Annotated in this window: 13 protein-coding genes and 1 pseudogene; 8 read left to right on the forward strand and 6 right to left on the reverse strand. The window is 63.7% G+C overall.

Going from position 1 to position 17,442, the window contains the following annotated elements; translation table 11 throughout:
* Position 1: 1 nt before the first annotated feature.
* The 3 genes from G7020_RS00880 to G7020_RS00890 are packed head-to-tail and all read left to right on the forward strand — an operon-like array spanning position 2 to position 4,247.
* On the forward strand, positions 2-1,375 hold the full coding sequence (locus G7020_RS00880; RefSeq protein WP_181082168.1) for a cbb3-type cytochrome c oxidase subunit I: 1,374 nt from the start codon (positions 2-4) through the stop codon (positions 1,373-1,375).
* A gap of 7 nt (positions 1,376-1,382) precedes the next feature.
* The gene (locus tag G7020_RS00885) at positions 1,383-2,198 is read left to right on the forward strand and encodes a CbbQ/NirQ/NorQ/GpvN family protein (RefSeq protein ID WP_181082169.1); all 816 of its coding nucleotides are present in this window, start codon (positions 1,383-1,385) and stop codon (positions 2,196-2,198) included.
* A gap of 9 nt (positions 2,199-2,207) precedes the next feature.
* Positions 2,208-4,247, forward strand: coding sequence for a nitric oxide reductase activation protein NorD (locus tag G7020_RS00890; protein ID WP_181082170.1), 2,040 nt, complete (start codon positions 2,208-2,210; stop codon positions 4,245-4,247).
* Positions 4,248-4,268: 21 nt separating this feature from the next.
* Here G7020_RS00890 and mscL read toward each other — a convergent pair whose 3' ends face one another.
* Positions 4,269-4,679 carry a large-conductance mechanosensitive channel protein MscL gene (gene mscL, locus G7020_RS00895; protein WP_181082171.1) on the reverse strand — a complete coding sequence of 137 codons (411 nt, stop codon included), beginning with the start codon at positions 4,677-4,679 and terminating at the stop codon, positions 4,269-4,271.
* A 211-nt stretch (positions 4,680-4,890) separates the two neighbouring features.
* Here mscL and G7020_RS00900 point away from each other — a divergent pair, with 211 nt between their 5' ends.
* Complete coding sequence (locus tag G7020_RS00900) at positions 4,891-5,145, forward strand: YdcH family protein (protein ID WP_181082172.1); 255 nt, start codon at positions 4,891-4,893, stop codon at positions 5,143-5,145.
* A gap of 299 nt (positions 5,146-5,444) precedes the next feature.
* Here G7020_RS00900 and G7020_RS00905 read toward each other — a convergent pair whose 3' ends face one another.
* The gene (locus G7020_RS00905) at positions 5,445-5,879 is read right to left on the reverse strand and encodes a CopD family protein (protein WP_181082173.1); all 435 of its coding nucleotides are present in this window, start codon (positions 5,877-5,879) and stop codon (positions 5,445-5,447) included.
* A gap of 115 nt (positions 5,880-5,994) precedes the next feature.
* On the opposite strand from G7020_RS00905, the gene radA reads away from it, so the two are divergent.
* On the forward strand, positions 5,995-7,356 hold the full coding sequence (radA, locus tag G7020_RS00910) for a DNA repair protein RadA (protein ID WP_181082174.1): 1,362 nt from the start codon (positions 5,995-5,997) through the stop codon (positions 7,354-7,356).
* Between the two features lie 86 nt (positions 7,357-7,442).
* Here the strand turns inward: radA and G7020_RS00915 are convergent, their stop codons facing one another.
* The 4 genes and pseudogenes from G7020_RS00915 to G7020_RS00930 all read right to left on the reverse strand — a co-directional run.
* A complete protein-coding gene (locus tag G7020_RS00915) occupies positions 7,443-7,811 on the reverse strand; it encodes a PilZ domain-containing protein (protein ID WP_181082175.1) in 369 nt (122 codons plus the stop codon).
* A gap of 38 nt (positions 7,812-7,849) precedes the next feature.
* Positions 7,850-8,311, reverse strand: a complete 462-nt coding sequence (locus G7020_RS00920; RefSeq protein WP_181082176.1) for a methyltransferase family protein — start codon at positions 8,309-8,311, stop codon at positions 7,850-7,852.
* 116 nt (positions 8,312-8,427) lie between these two features.
* Entirely contained in the window at positions 8,428-9,681 is a 1,254-nt protein-coding gene (gene glyA / locus G7020_RS00925) for a serine hydroxymethyltransferase (protein WP_181082177.1), read from the reverse strand.
* 85 nt (positions 9,682-9,766) lie between these two features.
* Positions 9,767-12,568: pseudogene (locus G7020_RS00930) on the reverse strand (EAL domain-containing protein); the annotation flags it as partial.
* A 423-nt stretch (positions 12,569-12,991) separates the two neighbouring features.
* On the opposite strand from G7020_RS00930, the gene ettA reads away from it, so the two are divergent.
* The 3 genes from ettA (at position 12,992) to siaB (ending at position 17,421) form a co-directional block, all read left to right on the forward strand.
* The gene (gene ettA, locus G7020_RS00935; RefSeq protein ID WP_181082178.1) at positions 12,992-14,659 is read left to right on the forward strand and encodes an energy-dependent translational throttle protein EttA; all 1,668 of its coding nucleotides are present in this window, start codon (positions 12,992-12,994) and stop codon (positions 14,657-14,659) included.
* Positions 14,660-14,863: 204 nt separating this feature from the next.
* Positions 14,864-16,855, forward strand: coding sequence for a biofilm regulation protein phosphatase SiaA (gene siaA, locus G7020_RS00940; protein ID WP_181082179.1), 1,992 nt, complete (start codon positions 14,864-14,866; stop codon positions 16,853-16,855).
* A 23-nt stretch (positions 16,856-16,878) separates the two neighbouring features.
* Positions 16,879-17,421, forward strand: a complete 543-nt coding sequence (gene siaB / locus G7020_RS00945; RefSeq protein ID WP_181082180.1) for a biofilm regulation protein kinase SiaB — start codon at positions 16,879-16,881, stop codon at positions 17,419-17,421.
* The last annotated feature ends 21 nt before the right edge of the window (positions 17,422-17,442 follow it).

Below are 17,442 nucleotides of genomic sequence, written 5' to 3' on the forward strand. Positions count from 1 at the left end.
CATGCGTTATAGATCACAGTCAGTCGCTTACTGGTATTTCGCCGTCGCCATGGTGCTGTTCGGCCTGCAACTGGTGTTCGGCCTGCTCTCGGCGGCCAAGTACCTGGGGCCGGACCCGCTGCTGTACATCCTGCCGTTCGACGTCACCAAGGTGATCCACACCAACCTGCTGATCGTCTGGGTGCTCACCGGCTTCATGGGCGCCACCTACTGGATGGTGCCCGACGAATCGCGTACCGAGCTGCACAGCACCAAGCTCGCCTACATCCAGCTGATTCTCTGGACCGGCATGGGCGTCACCGCGATCATCGGTTACCTGTTTCGCTACGGCACCGGCAACAAGCTGCTGGAACAACCGCTGCCGCACAAGATCGTGATCGTCATCTGCATGCTGATCTTCCTCTACAACATCGGCATGACGATCAGGAAGTCCGGGCGCTTCACCACCACCGAAGGCGTGTTGCTGCTGGGGCTGGTCAGCAGCGCCGTGCTGTTCTTCCCGGCGCTGCTGCATTACGAGAACTACACGGTATCGATCTTCTACCGCTGGTGGACCATCCACCTCTGGGTCGAAGGCGTGTGGATGATGATCATGGGCGCCTTCCTCGCCTACCTGCTGATCCGCCTGTCCGGTGCCGACCGCGAGGTGCTGGAGAAGTGGCTGTACGTGATCGTCGGCCTGGTGTTCATCGCCGGCATTCTCGGCACGGCGCACCATTACTACTGGGTCGGTGTGCCCTACTACTGGCTGCCGATCGGCGGTTTCTTCAGCGCGCTGGAGCCGCTGGCTATCGTCGGCATGGCCATGTACGCCTACGGTGCCATGCGCCGCTCGGGGCTGCGCCATCCCAACGTGCTGGCCCTGCACTGGACGCTGGGCAGCACCGTGTTCACCCTGTTCGGCGCCGGCCTGCTGGGCCTGGCCCACACCTGGCCGAGCATCAACAAGTGGACCCACGGTACCCTGATCACCGCCATGCACGGCCATGCCGCGTTCTATGGCGCCTACGCCATGATCGTCCTGGCGATGATCAGCTATGCCCTGCCCTCGTTCACCCACAAGCGTCCCGACCAGGGCACCACCATCGGCTACTGGGCATTCTGGCTGCAGCTGGCGGGCATGTTCGGCATGACCCTGTCCTTCGCCACCGCCGGGATCGGCCAGGTGTATCTGGAGCGGATCATGGGCATGGGCTATCTGGACGTGCAGCTCAAGATCCAGATCCACTTCGTCATGCTGATCTCCACCGCCAGTATCTTTGCCACCGGCGTGGGGCTGTATATCTTCGACTTCTTCCGCTACCGACCGCGTTTCGAGCCGGTGACCGACGAGCGGGCGCTGCACAGCGGCACTGCAGCCGACCGGGCGCTCTGAGGTGGGCATGGATCAGGCCGTGCGCAGTCTGGCTGCCCATCCGGCGACGGAGGAGCCCTGGTATCAACCATCCGGCAATGAAGTGACGCTGTTCGAGCAGTGCCACGCCCGCGGTCTGGCGGTGATGCTCAAGGGGCCGACCGGCTGCGGCAAGACCCGTTTCGTCGAACACATGGCCTGGCGACTGGGCCGCCCGCTGATCACCATTCCCTGCCACGACGACCTGGCGGCCAGCGACCTGATCGGTCGCTACCTGATCCGCCATGACGGCACCGTCTGGCAGGACGGCCCGCTGACCCGCGCCGTGCGCGAAGGCGCCATCTGCTACCTGGACGAAGTGGTCGAGGCACGCCAGGACACCGTGGTAGTGCTGCATGCGCTGACCGACTACCGGCGCACGCTGCCCATCGACAAGACCGGCGAGAACATCGCCGCCGCACCCGGTTTCCAGCTGGTGGTGTCCTACAACCCCGGCTACCAGCGCATGCTCAAGGACCTCAAGCCCAGCACCCGCCAGCGCTTCGTCGCGATGGACCTGGACTTTCCCGCGCCCGAACAGGAGGCGCTGATCGTGCAGCGTGAAAGCGCTGTCGAGCCTGCTGTCGCCAGGGGGCTGGTGAGCCTCGCCGGACGCATCCGCCAGTTGCGTGACCGGGGCCTGGCGGAAGTGCCGAGCACACGCCTGCTGATCGCTGCCGGCGCCCTCACCACCTGCGGCATCCCGGTGCGTGAAGCCTGTTACGCCGCCATCGTCTCGCCACTCTCCGACGAGCCGTCCATGGTCAGCGCCCTGCGCGACCTGGTTGACGGCACCTTCGTCTAGCCAACCGCCATGGCCGAAGCCGAAGAGCTGGTCAGCGACGCGGCGCGCCATGCCACCATTTATGCGCAGAAGCTGTGGCGGCGTTATCGTCCACCGCCCAAAGGCCCGCCGACCGCCGTACTGAGCGACGTCGCCGCGCGCCTGGACCTGCTGATCAGCGCGGTAACCGGCACCAGCTACCCGATCAGAGTCGCCCAGCCGCCGGCCCAGCCGACCTTGCTCGCGCGCGCCTTCCGGCGCGCCCAGTCGCCCTGGCAGCATCGGCCCATTCCCGCCACCGATGGCCTGCGTCTGTGGCTACCGGCAGACTCCGGCCTCAGCGACCTTGAGCACGGCGGCGAAGCCTATCGGGTGATGGCACTGCAGCAGGCACTGCGCGCGCAACGCGGTACTGCCGAAGCGCTTCCGTCCACGTCACCCGCGCTGCTGGCGGACGCCTATCTGCTGCTCGAAGCCTGGGCGGCGGATGAGCAACTGGCACAGTCGCTGCCCGGCATGGCGCCCGCCATCGAACGGCTGCGCCAGCTCTGCCTGCAACGCCGCCCGCCACTTGCGGAGTTCTCGCGCTCACGCCAGCCGCTGGAAGTCCTGCTCAGGCAACTGCTGGGCAGTCGCTGCGGCGATGTACCAAAAGGCTTTCCACTGAGCCAGTCGCCAGCGCAGTCACTGCAACTGGCCGAAGGGCTGCTGGCCGCTCTGGGGCTGTCCGCCGAAGACCGCTCCGGCGGCAATGCCCCGCTGCTCAGGGACTGGTGGACCGGAACCCTGCAGGCGCCCGCGCCCGACAGTGCCAAGGCCAGACTGGCCCAGGAATCGCCGACCGCCGACAGCGCCTCGAACACCACCGCGCCACGCAGCGCCAGCCTGCCCCGCCGCCCGCAGGTGCGCCAGGCGAAGGAAGACGAGGATGACGACGGCGAAGGCCTGTTCATGGTCCAGGCCGACGAGCCGCACCAGCACGCCGAGGACCCGCTGGGGATGAACCGCCCGGTGGACCGGGACGAGGACATCAGCGCCGACGAGTACGGCGACATGCTGTCCGAACTGCCCGAGGCACGCCTGGTCGCAACGCCGGGCAGACCGAAGGAAGTGCTGATCTCCGACGATCCGCCGGACGCCAATACGCTGATGCAACTCAAGCGCGCCAAGGCCGAGGGCCAGGGGCTGCACTATCCCGAGTGGGATTACCGCGCCCAGCATTACCGCCAGCCCGGCGCCATCGTCAGGGTGCTGCCCAACCTGCCCGGCTCCCAGCAATGGGTGGATGACACCCTGGAGGAACATCGCGCCCTGCTCGGCCAGATCAGGCGGCACTTCGAGATGCTCAGCGCCCGCCGCGTGATCCGCAGGCGGCAACTGGACGGGGACGAGATCGACCTGGGCGCCTATATCGACAGTTACGCCGACTTTCGCACCGGCGGCTCGCTGTCCGAGGCGCTGTACCAGACCCGCCGCACGGCGGAGCGGGACCTGGCCATCACCCTGCTGATCGACATCAGCGGCTCGACCGACGGCTGGATATCGGCCAACCGGCGCATCATCGACGTGGAACGCGAAGCGCTGCTGCTGGTCTGCATCGCCCTCGACGGCATGGGCGAACCCTATGCCGTGCAGGCGTTCTCCGGCGAAGGCCCGGACGCGGTGATCGTCCGCGAGATCAAGGGCTTCGACGAACGTTTCAGCAATGAGGTGGCGTTGCGCATCAGCGCACTGGAACCCGAGCACTACACCCGCGCCGGCGCTGCCATCCGCCATGCCAGCAGCGGCCTGCTGCAGCAAGGCGCCAGCCACCGGCTGCTGTTGCTGCTCTCGGACGGCAAACCGAACGACAAGGATGAATACGAAGGCCGCTACGGCGTGGAAGACATGCGCCAGGCCGTCACCGAAGCCTCGTTGCAAGGCATCTCGACCTTCTGCCTGACCATCGACCGCCAGGCCGCCAACTACCTGCCCGGCATCTTCGGTGCCGGGCAGTACGCCCTGCTGCCCCGTCCCGAACTCTTGCCGTCCGTGCTGCTGGACTGGCTCAGGCGGCTGGTAGTGCGTTAGCAGACCGTTGAAAACTACCTGCTAGGGCCGGTTCTGCGCCCGCAGCGCATCACGGATTTCGGTCAGCAGCACCTCCTCCTTGGACGGTGCCGGCGGCACCGATGGCGCTTCGGCTTCCTTGCGCTTGAGATGGTTGATGGCCTTGACTGCCAGGAAGATCGCAAAAGCCACGATGGTGAAGTCGAATACCGTCTGGATAAAGCTCCCGTAGCTCAACGTGACCGCAGGGGCATCAGCCGTAGCCTCCTTGAGCACGATGGCCAGGTCAGAGAAGTCCACCCCTCCGATCAGAATCCCGAGCGGCGGTGTGACCACATCCGCAACGAAGGAAGAAACGATCTTGGTGAATGCTGCGCCGACGATGATGCCCACGGCCATATCGATCACATTGCCCCTGACGGCAAACGCCTTGAATTCGCTGATCAGACTCATATCGAAAACCCTTGTGGTAATGGACTTGCATCGGAGTGCCGCTGAAACTTGGCGAAACGACCGTTGTAGAGCTTAGGCGCTCTACGGATAGCATGCCACGGCAGGCGTATCCGACGACTGGAGCGGGAGGATATCGATCACTTGATCGTCGTCAACCAGTTAATACGAATACAGCCTATATCGTGACGACTTTCCATCTGGAGCAGCTCTCATGCCTATCGAACACTCCCAACTGAACAAAGATTTCCCTGAAAAGAGCGCACAGCTGCAAAAACTCCGTCAGGAAAACCCGGCGTTCGCCCACAAGGCCGAAGAATACGAAGCCGTGTCCCAGCGCATCACCAACGAGGGCCTGGCCCCGACAGCGCTCGAAGCGCTCAAGCAGGAACAGGCCGCACTGAAGAGCGACATCGCCAAGCAACTCAAGCACGCCTCCAGCAGCTGCTGCGGCGGTTGCGGCGGCTAAATCGCCCAGGAACCAGGCCCGCCGCCCCGACGGGCCTGCAACCTCCCCCAAAGGCCGAATCGTAAGACGTAGGGCCGAATTCATTCGGCCACGGTTCGCAAAAGACCGAACAAGTTCGGCCCTACGAGGCCGCGTTTACACCGTATCCGCCTACAACAACCCACCAAACTTGAACCCCGTCCAGATCGTAGGTCGGGTTAGCCGAAGGCGTAACCCGACGCGCAGCCACGAACGGCACGGAGCTTTACCTCATGACATGCCGAGAGCCCGCTCGTCGGGTCGGTAAAGCGTGACCCCACCTACCAAAGCCCGCCAAACCTGAACCCTGCCCCGACCCAGACGAAGGCCACCGCCGTCAGGGTGATCAGCAGGATATGCAGCCCCAGCTGCGGCAAGCGCTGGGCATCCAGCTTCGGAATCAGCGCCAATCGCGCATGCACGCCCAGCAGCGCGGTAAAACCCAGCAGCACCAGCTTGGCCTGCACCAGATGGGCAATGGGCGAGCCGCCAAACCACTGCGAATGCGGCAACCACAGGCTCGCCATCCACAGGCCGGTGACGATCTGCACCAGCAACGCCGGGATACCGATACGCTCGTAGATCTGCTCGAAATTGCGCACCGGTTGCGGATCACGCTGGCGCATGGCCCTGGGCAGCACGCCGAACAGCAACACCAGATGCCCGCCAACCCAGACGCTGGCGCCCAGCAGATGCAGAAACAACAGATGGCGCATGGCAATTCACTCCTGATCGGTTGCTCACAGTCTGGTCGCTCGCACATCGCTTGTGGCTGATGACAATCAAGTCAACCGCTATCATGCGACTCCCCTTTCCTGACCCGGAGTTCCCATGGCCAAGGCCAAGCGCATGTACGGCTGCACCGAGTGCGGCTCGACCTTTCCCAAGTGGGCCGGCCAGTGCGGCGACTGTGGCGCCTGGAATACCCTGGTGGAAACCGTCATCGAAGGCGCCGCGCCACCCTCGGGCCGCGCTAGCTGGGCCGGTGATCAAGCCAATATCAAGACCTTGGCCGAAGTCAGCGTCGAGGAAGTACCGCGCTTCTCCACCGCCTCCGGCGAGCTGGACCGGGTGCTCGGTGGCGGCCTGGTGGACGGCTCGGTGGTGCTGATCGGCGGCGACCCGGGCATCGGCAAGTCCACCATCCTGCTGCAAACGCTGTGCGCCATCGCCCAGCGCTTCCCGGCGCTCTACGTCACCGGCGAGGAATCGCAGCAGCAGGTGGCCATGCGCGCGCGGCGCCTGGACCTGCCGCAGGACAAGCTCAAGGTGATGACCGAGACCTGCATCGAAGCCATCATCGCCACCGCGCGACTGGAAAAGCCCAAGGTGATGGTGATCGACTCGATCCAGACCATCTTCACCGAGCAATTGCAATCCGCGCCGGGTGGCGTCGCCCAGGTGCGCGAGAGCGCGGCGCTGCTGGTGCGCTACGCCAAGCAGAGCGGCACGGCGATCTTCCTCGTCGGTCACGTGACCAAGGAAGGCGCCCTCGCCGGCCCGCGCGTGCTGGAACACATGGTCGACACCGTGCTGTATTTCGAGGGTGAATCCGATGGTCGCCTGCGCCTGCTTCGGGCGGTGAAGAACCGCTTCGGCGCGGTCAACGAGCTGGGCGTGTTCGGCATGACCGACAAGGGCCTGAAGGAAGTCACCAACCCCTCGGCGATCTTCCTCACCCGCGCCCAGGAGGCGGTGCCCGGCAGCGTGGTAATGGCGACCTGGGAAGGCACCCGACCAATGCTGGTGGAAGTGCAGGCGCTGGTCGACACCAGCCACCTGGCCAACCCGCGCCGCGTCACCCTGGGCCTGGATCAGAACCGCCTGGCCATGCTGCTGGCCGTGTTGCATCGCCACGGCAGTATTCCCACCTACGACCAGGACGTGTTCATCAACGTGGTGGGCGGCGTGAAGGTGCTGGAGACAGCGGCGGACCTTGCATTGATGGCAGCGGTGATTTCCAGCCTGCGCAACCGCCCACTGGATACCGATCTGCTGGTATTCGGGGAAGTGGGCCTGTCCGGCGAGATCCGTCCGGTGCCCAGCGGTCAGGAACGCCTGAAGGAGGCGGCCAAGCACGGCTTCAAACGCGCCATCGTACCCAAGGGCAACGCACCCAAGGAGGCGCCAGCCGGGCTGCAGATCATCGCGGTGACGCGCCTGGAACAGGCGCTGGATGCATTGTTCGAATAAGGCCATGCCCCGCTGGTGTCGGATTACGCCTTCGAAACCCGGATTACGCCTTCGGCCAATCCAGGCTACGGTTTAACTTGTAGCAGTCAGGAGCCGTCCAGCGCCGCCAGTTCGCGTTCGAGCAAGGCTTCATCGCCCAGGTTGAGCTCGATCAGCCGCCGCAGATGGCTGATCGAGTCGACATCGATATGCCGGCAGACCAGCCCGATCAACGCGCCATCGGTGCGCGTCATCTCGACGCTCATGCGTACCTCTGCATCGTCGGACAGCCGTATCCGCGCTTCGAGCGATTGAGCGGGCTCGACATCCCAGTCTGCCGGGCGATGCACCAGCAGGCCCTTGAGCGACAGATCATGCAGCTTGACCGCCCAATGTCGCGCCCCCTGTATCAGTTCGGTTTCGGCGTCAAAAGCGAAACGCTGGAAGCGCCGCCGCTCGCTTGATGTAGTGCTCATCAGACATCACTCCTCAATCGCTTGTGTCGCAACCGTCGTCACAACCAACGGCGAACACGTTGGCAATAGTCACCATACGCCTCGCCGAACAGCCGGGTCAGCAGCCTTTCCTCGTGTACGATCACGCCGCGCTGCATGCTGTAAATCAGCACCGGCAGCAGCAACCACGGCCAGAGGCTGCCCCACAGCAACGCGATACCGCAATAGATCAGGCTATCGGCCAGGTAAATGGGGTTGCGCGAAAAGCGGAACGGCCCATCCTCCAGCAGTTTGGCAGGCTGACCGTAAGGGTTGACCGTGGTCTTTCGCCACAGCATCAACAGCCCGGCCCAGAGCATCAGCAGCAGGCCGGCGTCGATCAGCACCCAACCTGAATAGTGTGTCCAGAGATTCTGCCCCAGCGCGAACGGCAACAGCGCATCGAGTATCCAGGCGGCTCCGAGAAAAAGCAGGTAAATCAGCGGTGGCGGCAAGAGCGTTCGTGAAGCGCGTTTGAACATCGAAAGTCATCCTGCGTGTAGGTTGCCGACAGTCTAGTCCCAACGCCCAGGGGCAGGCACACCCCAGACAGCAGAAAGCCCGCCAAGGCGGGCTTTCTGTCGAAGCGGCGAACGGCTTAGTTGCCGTACACCGGCAGCCTGGCGCAGACGGCCTGGACCTTGGCGCGCACTGCATCGACCACGGACTCGTCGCCCATGTTCTGCAGGATGTCACAGATCCAGCCGGCCAGTTCGCGGCACTCGGTTTCCTGGAAGCCACGGGTGGTGACCGCCGGTGTACCGATACGCAGACCGGAAGTGACGAAGGGCGAGCGCGGATCGTTCGGCACGCTGTTCTTGTTCACGGTGATGAAGGCGCGGCCCAGGGCGGCGTCCGCATCCTTGCCGGTGATGTCCTGCTTGATCAGGCTGAGCAGGAACAGGTGGTTCTGCGTGCCACCGGACACCACGTCGAAGCCGCGCTCGATGAATACTTCGGCCATGGCCTGGGCATTCTTCACCACTTGCTGCTGGTAGGCCTTGAACTCGGGCTGCAGGGCTTCCTTGAAGCACACCGCCTTGGCCGCGATCACGTGCTCCAGCGGGCCGCCCTGGGCGCCGGGGAAGACCGCGGAGTTGAGCTTCTTCTCGATCTCCTCGTTCTTCTTCGCCAGGATCAGGCCGCCGCGCGGGCCGCGCAGGGTCTTGTGGGTGGTGGTGGTAACCACGTCGGCGAACGGCACCGGGTTCGGGTAGACGCCGGCTGCGACCAGACCGGCCACGTGGGCCATGTCAACGAACAGGTAGGCACCGACCTTGTCGGCGATCTCACGGAAGCGGGCGAAATCCAGCTTCTGCGAGTAGGCGGAGAAGCCGGCAACGATCATCTTCGGCTTGTGCTCGACGGCCAGGCGCTCGACTTCGTCGTAGTCGATCAGACCGGCATCGGTGATGCCGTACTGCACGGCGTTGTACAGCTTGCCCGAGGAGGAAACGCTGGCACCGTGGGTCAGGTGGCCGCCGTGGGCCAGGCTCATGCCGAGAATGGTGTCACCGGCGCTGAGCAGGGCCAGGTAGACGGCGGCGTTGGCCTGGGAGCCAGCGTGCGGCTGGACGTTGGCGTAGTCGGCGCCGAACAGCGCCTTGGCGCGGTCGATGGCCAGTTGCTCGACGATGTCGACGTACTCGCAACCGCCGTAGTAGCGCTTGCCCGGATAGCCTTCGGCGTACTTGTTGGTCAGCACCGAACCCTGGGCTTCCATGACCGCCGGGCTGGTGTAGTTCTCCGAGGCGATCAGCTCGATGTGGTCTTCCTGGCGCTGGGCTTCCTGCTGCATGGCAGCGAAAAGATCGGCGTCGTATTTGGCGAGGGTCAAATCACGGCTGAACATGGCAGTCCTCTGAGAATCAGCTGGCGGTATGAAAAGTGAGGCGCGGATTCTACCTCATCCACCGGGGTGCGGGTATGAGGCGTGGTCATGTGCAACATGAAGGCGGCGCGCCACGGCCCCCCATGCAGGTCAACACCAACTCCTCGGCCGGCATCGGTCGCCCCAGGAAGAAGCCCTGCATCTCATCGCAGCCATGCTTGCGGAGAAAATCCATTTGCGCCTGGGTTTCCACCCCCTCGGCGATCACCGACAGGTTCAGGCTGTGTGACATGGCGATGATGGCACGGGTGATCTGGCCATCCTGTTCACCTTGCGGCAGGCCATCGACGAAGCTGCGGTCGATCTTCAGCACATCGATGGGCAATTGCTTGAGGTAGTTCAGGGACGAATAGCCCGTACCGAAGTCGTCGATGGCGATCGAGAGCCCCAGACGCTTGAGCGAGTCGAGCATGCCCATCGCCTCGCCGATGTCACGCATCAGAATGCTCTCGGTCAGCTCCAGCTCCAGACAGGCTGGCTCGATACCTCTTGCCTGCAGGATCGCGGCAATGCGCTGGCCCAGCCGGCCATCGATGAATTGTCGCGCAGAGAGATTGACCGACACCCTCGGCACCATCAGTCCGGCGGCATGCCAGGCGGCAATCTGCCGGCAGGCCTCATCGAGCACCCAATCGCCGACATCCACCACCAGCCCCAGCTCTTCCAGCGCCGGGATGAACTCTCCCGGCGGCACCAGCCCACGCGAGGGGTGCCACCAGCGCAACAGCACCTCGACGCCAGTCAGGGTCACCCCATCGGCCAGATACTGCGGCTGATAGTGTAGCACGAACTGGCGCTGCTCGATGGCATGGCGCAGGTCGCTTTCCAGCTCCAGGCGCTCCAGCGCGCTGGCGTTCATCTCGGCCTGGTAGAACTGGAAATTGTTCTTGCCACGCTCCTTGGCGTGGTACATCGCGGTATCGGCGTTTTTCATCAACTGGCTCGTATCCTCGCCGTCCTGCGGACCGAGGGCGATGCCGATACTGGCCGTGACGAAAAACTCGCGCCCCAGGAGCACGAAAGGCTCGGTCAGGCTGGCAAATATCCGTTCGGCCACATGCACCGCACGCGACAGCGCCTCGTCGCGCCCGCCCTCGGGTTGCAGCAGAAAGGTGAACTCGTCGCCGCCCATACGCGCCACCGTATCGCCTTCGTCCACGCAGGACGCCAGGCGCACGGCAACCTCCCTGAGCATGCGGTCGCCGGCGGCATGCCCGAGCGAGTCATTGATCGGCTTGAAGCGGTCCAGGTCGAGGAACATCAGCACCACCCAACTGGCGTGCCGCGCAGCCAGTTGCAGACTGCTGTGGAGCCGGTCCTGGAACAGCGCGCGATTGGGCAGCTGGGTCAGGCTGTCATAGTAGGCCAGACGATGAATGCGATTTTCGCTGGCCTTGCGCTCGCTCATGTCGCTGAAGAAGCAGACATAGCTGACCAGCTCGTTTTCCGCATCGTGCACCGCCGTGATGCCGAGCCAGCAGGGCTGTGCCGCGCCGCTCTTGCCCTTGATCCAGAATTCGCCCTCCCAGCTGCCACTCTCGGCGATCTGGGCAAGGATGGAACCCATCTGATTGCTCTGCTGGTCATCTGCGCCAAGCATCGTTGGCCAGCGCCCCGTCACTTCATCTGCGCTGTAGCCAGTGATGCGATTGAAGGCCGAATTGACCTGAGCGATCCGCCCAGCCGGATCGGTAACCAGAATAGCCGCCGTGGAATGCTCGAATACCGTGGCGGCGCGGCGCAACTCCTTTTCCGCCTGACGCTGTTCACTGATGTCACGGCCGATGCACAGAGCACCATCGAAGCGGTGGTGCTCGTCCCAGATCAGCATGATGCGCAACTCAATGGCAACCATCCGTCCGTCGGCGGCGCGGCAGTCGAAATACAGCGTCTCGCCCCGCAGATTCTGGCCCAGCTCGGCCAGCGCCTGGGTATTGAAGGATGCCTTGCGCACCCGCCGCATCAGCTCGTAGAAACGCGCAGCCTGACGTGGCCGGGTGACCAACTGTTCGAAGCCATGCTCCAGCGCCCATTCCGGACTGTAGCCGAGCACCGTCTGCACCGCCGGGCTGATGTAGTTGATGCGCACCGCGCTATCGGTGGTGAAGATCAAATCGCGCAGGCTGCCGGTGAGCATGCGGTAGCGGCGCTCGCTGTCGCGCAGCGAATGGCTGTGCTCGATATTGCTGGTGACATCGCGGGCCACGCCGATCAGGCGCTGGACCCGGCCCTGCTCGTCGCGCGTCAGTACCTGTTCGCAGATGTTGAACCAGCGCCAGCTGCCGTCACGGTGACGCCAGCGCAGCAACGACTCCTGCTCGGCACCATCGGCCAGCGCGCCGCGCAGCGCCAGCAGCCGCCAGATATATTCGGCGTCGTCCGGGTGGCTGATGCGCTGCCAGAAAGCATTGGCATCGGGGCCGCGCTCCTCCTCGCTGTAGCCCAGCCGGACGGCCAGGTTGCTGTTGCTGAACAGCAGCTGGCCGCTCGACAAATCCTGCACATAAAGGGTATCAGGCACGGCCTGCAATACTTCGGACCAGAAGCGTTCGCGCTCAGCCAGCGCACCCTGCGCCTGCTTCTCACCGGTCACGTCACGCAACACCCAGACGAATCCCGATGCGAGCCCCTCGTCATCCTGACGCAACGCCCCGCGGCTCACGGAAAGCATGCGCCACTCGCCATCCTGCAGCCGCCGCACGATATCCAGACACAGATCGCTATCGGCATTCGAGGCGTCGAACGCCTGTGGGTCAAGGTCCGGCAAAAGCTCCTGCAGGCGATAGCGCGACGCTTCGGCATTTTGCAGACCGAACATTGCTTCGGCACTGCTGTTGAGAAAGCGCAGGCGCCCGCTGAAATCGCTGATCAGAATCCGCTCGTCGATGGCCTGCAGGGCAATCGACGAATAGCGCAGCGCCTGGCAATGGCTGGCCAGGCGACGCGGCAGCAACAGACGCGCACAGACCCGCACCAGCATCCTGCCAAACGCGGATAGCGTGGCGGGTCGGGTTGTCTGCGCTCGTCGAGAGTCGATTACGGTCAAGCGAATCAGGCCTTCTGGGCTGGGGAGAACTCAGGCTGTCATTAACATGACGCCGCACAGCGTCAAGAATACGCACATCAAGGCAAAGTGCCAGCATCAATTGCATAGCCGATGGTTTGCCCTGCCTGGAGCATTCCGGTAGCTTTGCCTGACTGTATTTGACCCGTCCGCCGCGACGGGATTCGCTTCATCCATCCCTTATCTTCGTCACGGGCATTCGTCTCCATGGCTCAATACGTCTACACCATGCATCGGCTGAGCAAAGTCGTTCCGCCGAAGCGTGAAATTCTCAAGAACATTTCCCTGTCGTTCTTCCCCGGCGCCAAGATCGGCGTGCTGGGCCTCAATGGCTCGGGCAAGTCCACGCTGCTGAGAATCATGGCCGGGGTCGATACCGAGTTCGATGGCGAAGCGCGGGCCATGCCCGGGCTGAACGTCGGCTACCTGCCCCAGGAGCCGGAGCTCGACCCGAGCAAGAGCGTGCGCGAAGTCGTCGAAGAGGCGGTCAGCGTCATCAAGGATGCCCAGGCGCGCCTGGACGAGGTCTATGCCGCCTACGCCGAACCCGATGCCGACTTCGACAAGCTGGCCGCCGAGCAGGCCAAGCTCGAAGCCATCCTGCAGAGCAGCGACGGGCACAACCTGGAACGCCAGCTGGAAGTCGCCGCCGACGCCCTGCGCCTGCCGCCATGGGATGCCAGAGTCGAGCACCTGTCCGGCGGCGAGAAGCGTCGCGTGGCGCTCTGCCGCCTGCTGCTGTCGGCCCCCGACATGCTGTTGCTGGACGAGCCGACCAACCACCTGGATGCCGACTCGGTGGCCTGGCTGGAGCGCTTCCTCCACGACTTCTCCGGCACCGTGGTGGCCATCACCCACGACCGCTACTTCCTCGACAACGTCGCCGGCTGGATTCTCGAACTCGACCGCGGCGCGGGTATTCCCTACGAGGGCAACTACTCCGGCTGGCTGGAGGCCAAGTCCAACCGCCTGGCGCAGGAATCCAAGCAGCAGTCGGCCCATGAAAAGGCAATGAAGGAAGAGCTGGAGTGGGTGCGCAAGGGCGCCAAGGCTCGCCAGGCCAAGTCCAAGGCGCGCCTGCAGCGCTTCGAGGAACTGCAGTCGCAGGAATTCCAGAAACGCAGCGAAACCAACGAGATCTACATCCCCGCCGGCCCGCGCCTGGGTGACAAGGTCATCGACTTCAAGAACGTGAGCAAGGGCTACGGCGACCGTGTACTGATCGAGAACCTCTCGTTCAGCATGCCCAAGGGCGCCATCGTCGGCGTGATCGGTGGCAACGGCGCGGGCAAGTCCACGCTGTTCCGCATGATCATGGGCAAGGAGCAGCCGGATTCGGGCAGCATCGAAATCGGCGATACCGTGCAGCTTGCCTGCGTGGACCAGGGCCGCGAGGACCTGGATGGCAGCAAGACCGTCTGGGAAGCCGTGTCCGACGGCTCCGACATGATCCGCATCGGCAATTACGAAGTTCCGTCGCGCACCTATGTGGGCCGCTTCAACTTCAAGGGCGGCGACCAGCAGAAGTTCGTCAAGGACCTCTCCGGTGGTGAACGCGGTCGCCTGCACCTGGCGCTGACGCTCAAGGAAGGCGCCAACGTGCTGCTGCTCGACGAACCGTCCAACGACCTCGACGTGGAAACCCTGCGCTCGCTGGAAGAGGCGCTGCTGGACTTCCCCGGCGCGGCCATCGTGATCTCCCACGATCGCTGGTTCCTCGACCGCGTCGCCACCCACATCCTCTCCTACGAGGACGACGGCAGCGTCCTGTTCTTCGAAGGCAACTACACCGAGTACGAAGCCGACCGCAAGAAACGCCTCGGCGATGCCGCCTCGCAGCCGCACCGGGTCAGGTACAAGAAACTGGCGCAGTGACCGACACGACGAAGCCGCCAGTTCTGGCGGCTTCGTCGTAAAGTCATTGCCGTTTTTCTGCCACGACAAAACAGGAGCGGACTTCTAACCCGTTTGGACTAATGGCAAAGCGCTGGAATATCTGGATAATCGTGCAATTTACCTATCCAGATCATCCGACCGCAACGGACGCATGATTCATTCAGGCGCGAAGGGAAAACCCGCATGGCCGCACTCGGATTGCGTGGCAAGTCTCTGCTGACTCTGCTGTTGACCTGCCTGCTCGCGCTCACGGTCGCCGGCGTCATTGGTCATCAGGTTCTCGACGGTATCCAGAACCGTTTCGGCGAAGCCTATGCGCGCAACCTGGTCCAGCTCAACCGTGAACGCATGTTCGCCCCCGTCTCTCGCGAACTGGCGCTGGCGCAACGGTTGGCAGGCTCCCAGCTCACCCTTGCCTGGCTGAAGGACGAACAAGACCCGCAGTGGCGCGAACTGTTCTTCCGCGAAGCCGCCGGCTTCCAGCAGTCTTTCGGAGATCAGCTTTATTTCGCCGCATCCGCGCAAAGCAATGGCTATTACGCCAACGGCCCCAACCAGGCTCCAAGCCAATCGCCCCGCTATACATTGGAGCCCGCCAGTTCACGTGATGAATGGTTCTATCAGGCGCTCGAATCCGATACGCCCTACCAGATCAACGTCGATCGCTCGGCGGTCACCGGCGAGCTGAAGGTCTGGTTCAACGTCCCGGTGCGCGACGGCGAGCGTACCCTGGGCCTGGTGGGCTCCGGTGTGGACCTGAGTGCCTTCATCGCCCAGCTGGTCGCCTCGGACCGGGCCGGTATCGAATCCATGGTACTCGACGCCCACGGCTCGATCCTGGTGCACCCCAACCAGAACCTGGTGACGCTCAACGCCGATACCTCGCGCGGACGCTCGCTGGCAACCAACCTGCTCGGCCTGCTGGACGACATGAGCGACACCAAAGCACTGCGCCAGGCCATGGCCAGCAGCCGCGAGGCACCCGGCAAGGTCATGACCCTCGAAATCAGCCTCGACGGCAGTCCGCGGCTGCTGGCCCTCAGCTGGATTCCCGAGCTCCAGTGGTTCATGGCCAGCTCGGTAGATCTGGGCACCGCCCAGGTGGTGGAAATCCGTCCGCTGCTGCCGGCAATCGGCCTGTTTCTGCTGCTGATGCTGGCCGTGATCGCCGCTGTGGCCTGGCTGGTGGAAAAGCGCGTGCTCAAACCCTTGCGACATCTGCGCATCAGTGCTCAGGCACTGGCCGCCGGACACTACGGCGCACCCCTGCCCACTGATCGAGATGACGAAATCGGCGAACTCAGCGCCGCCTTCGAGGCCATGGCGCAGCAGGTTCGCCGACATACCACCGAGCTCGAAGACCGGGTCCGTGAGCGCACCCGCGAACTGGAGCAGGCCAACCGTGAAATGGTCGTTGCGCACAAGAAGATCGACGACTCCATCGACTATGCCAGCCTGATCCAGAGCGCCATCCTGCCCAACCGGCAACTGGCAGAGGCCATGAGCGACAACCTTGCGGTGCTCTGGCGACCGCGCGACGTGGTGGGCGGCGATTTCTATTTGTACCGCGCGGATGAGCGAGGCTGCCTGTTCGGCGTCGTCGATTGCGCCGGCCACGGCGTACCCGGCGCGCTGATGACCATGCTGGCCCATGCGGCCATCGACCAGGCACTCGACACGGTCGACCTTGACGATCCGGCGGCTGCGCTGGCCCGTACCGACGCCATTGTGCGTGGCATGCTGCACGAAGGCGGCCAGGCCCACGGCCTGGCGACCAACGTGGACCTGGGCCTGGCGTTTGTCGATATGCAGCAGCGCAAAGTGATCTATTCGGGCGCGAAGATCGCTCTTCACTATTGTGATGGCGGCGATGTGCGGGAAGTCCGCGCCGCTCGCCGCGCCATCGGCGACAAACGGCCTGGCGAGTATCACAACAGCGATGTCGAACTGCTCCCCGGACGCACCTTTTACATGACCACCGACGGCTTTCTCGACCAGGCCGGCGGTGACCGGGGCTATGGTTTTGGCAACAACCGCTTCGCCGCCCTGATCCGTCAGAACACCCACCGACCGCTGGCTGAACAGCGCGAGGCCTTCAGCGTCGCACTGGCCGCTTATCAGGGTGACAATCCACAGCGCGACGACATTACAATGCTGTTTTTCCGGTTCGACTGAGCGAATCCCACACGGAGTGATCCATGGAACCTCTTGACCTGTTTGCCATGCGCGATCGCTACAACCAGCAGCAGATCATGCTGTGTTTCAACGGCCCGATCTCGCGCAGCCTGATCGAGGAAATCGGCAATGCACTGCGCAATTACATGGAAGCCGAACACGCGCATCCCTCTTCGGCGATGGACGTATTCGCCGCCTACATCGAGATGACCCAGAACATTCGCCACTACACCCGCGAAAAGAACTGGTCCGATCAACAGGCCGGCGCCACCGTGGTGGTTTCGCGCAATGAACAGGGCCGCTACGTGGTCTCGGCGGGCAACCTGATCGAATCTGCTGACGGCGCAACACTGCTGACGGCCATCGACAAACTGGCAAAGCTGGACAAGGCCGAACTCAAGGCGATGTACAAGGAGCAACTGCGCAAGCCACGCGACGAACACGTGATTTCCGGCGCAGGCCTGGGGCTGATCGATATCGCCCGTAAATCCAGCGAACCCTTGCGTGCGTCCCTGCAGCCCGTTAGCGACGGGCTCTGTTTCGTCAGCCTCAGCGCCGTCATCTGAATTCGTAGAGTAACGTCATAC

Origin of the sequence: Stutzerimonas stutzeri, assembly GCF_013522825.1 — a bacterium.
Taxonomy (GTDB): domain Bacteria; phylum Pseudomonadota; class Gammaproteobacteria; order Pseudomonadales; family Pseudomonadaceae; genus Stutzerimonas; species Stutzerimonas stutzeri_AK.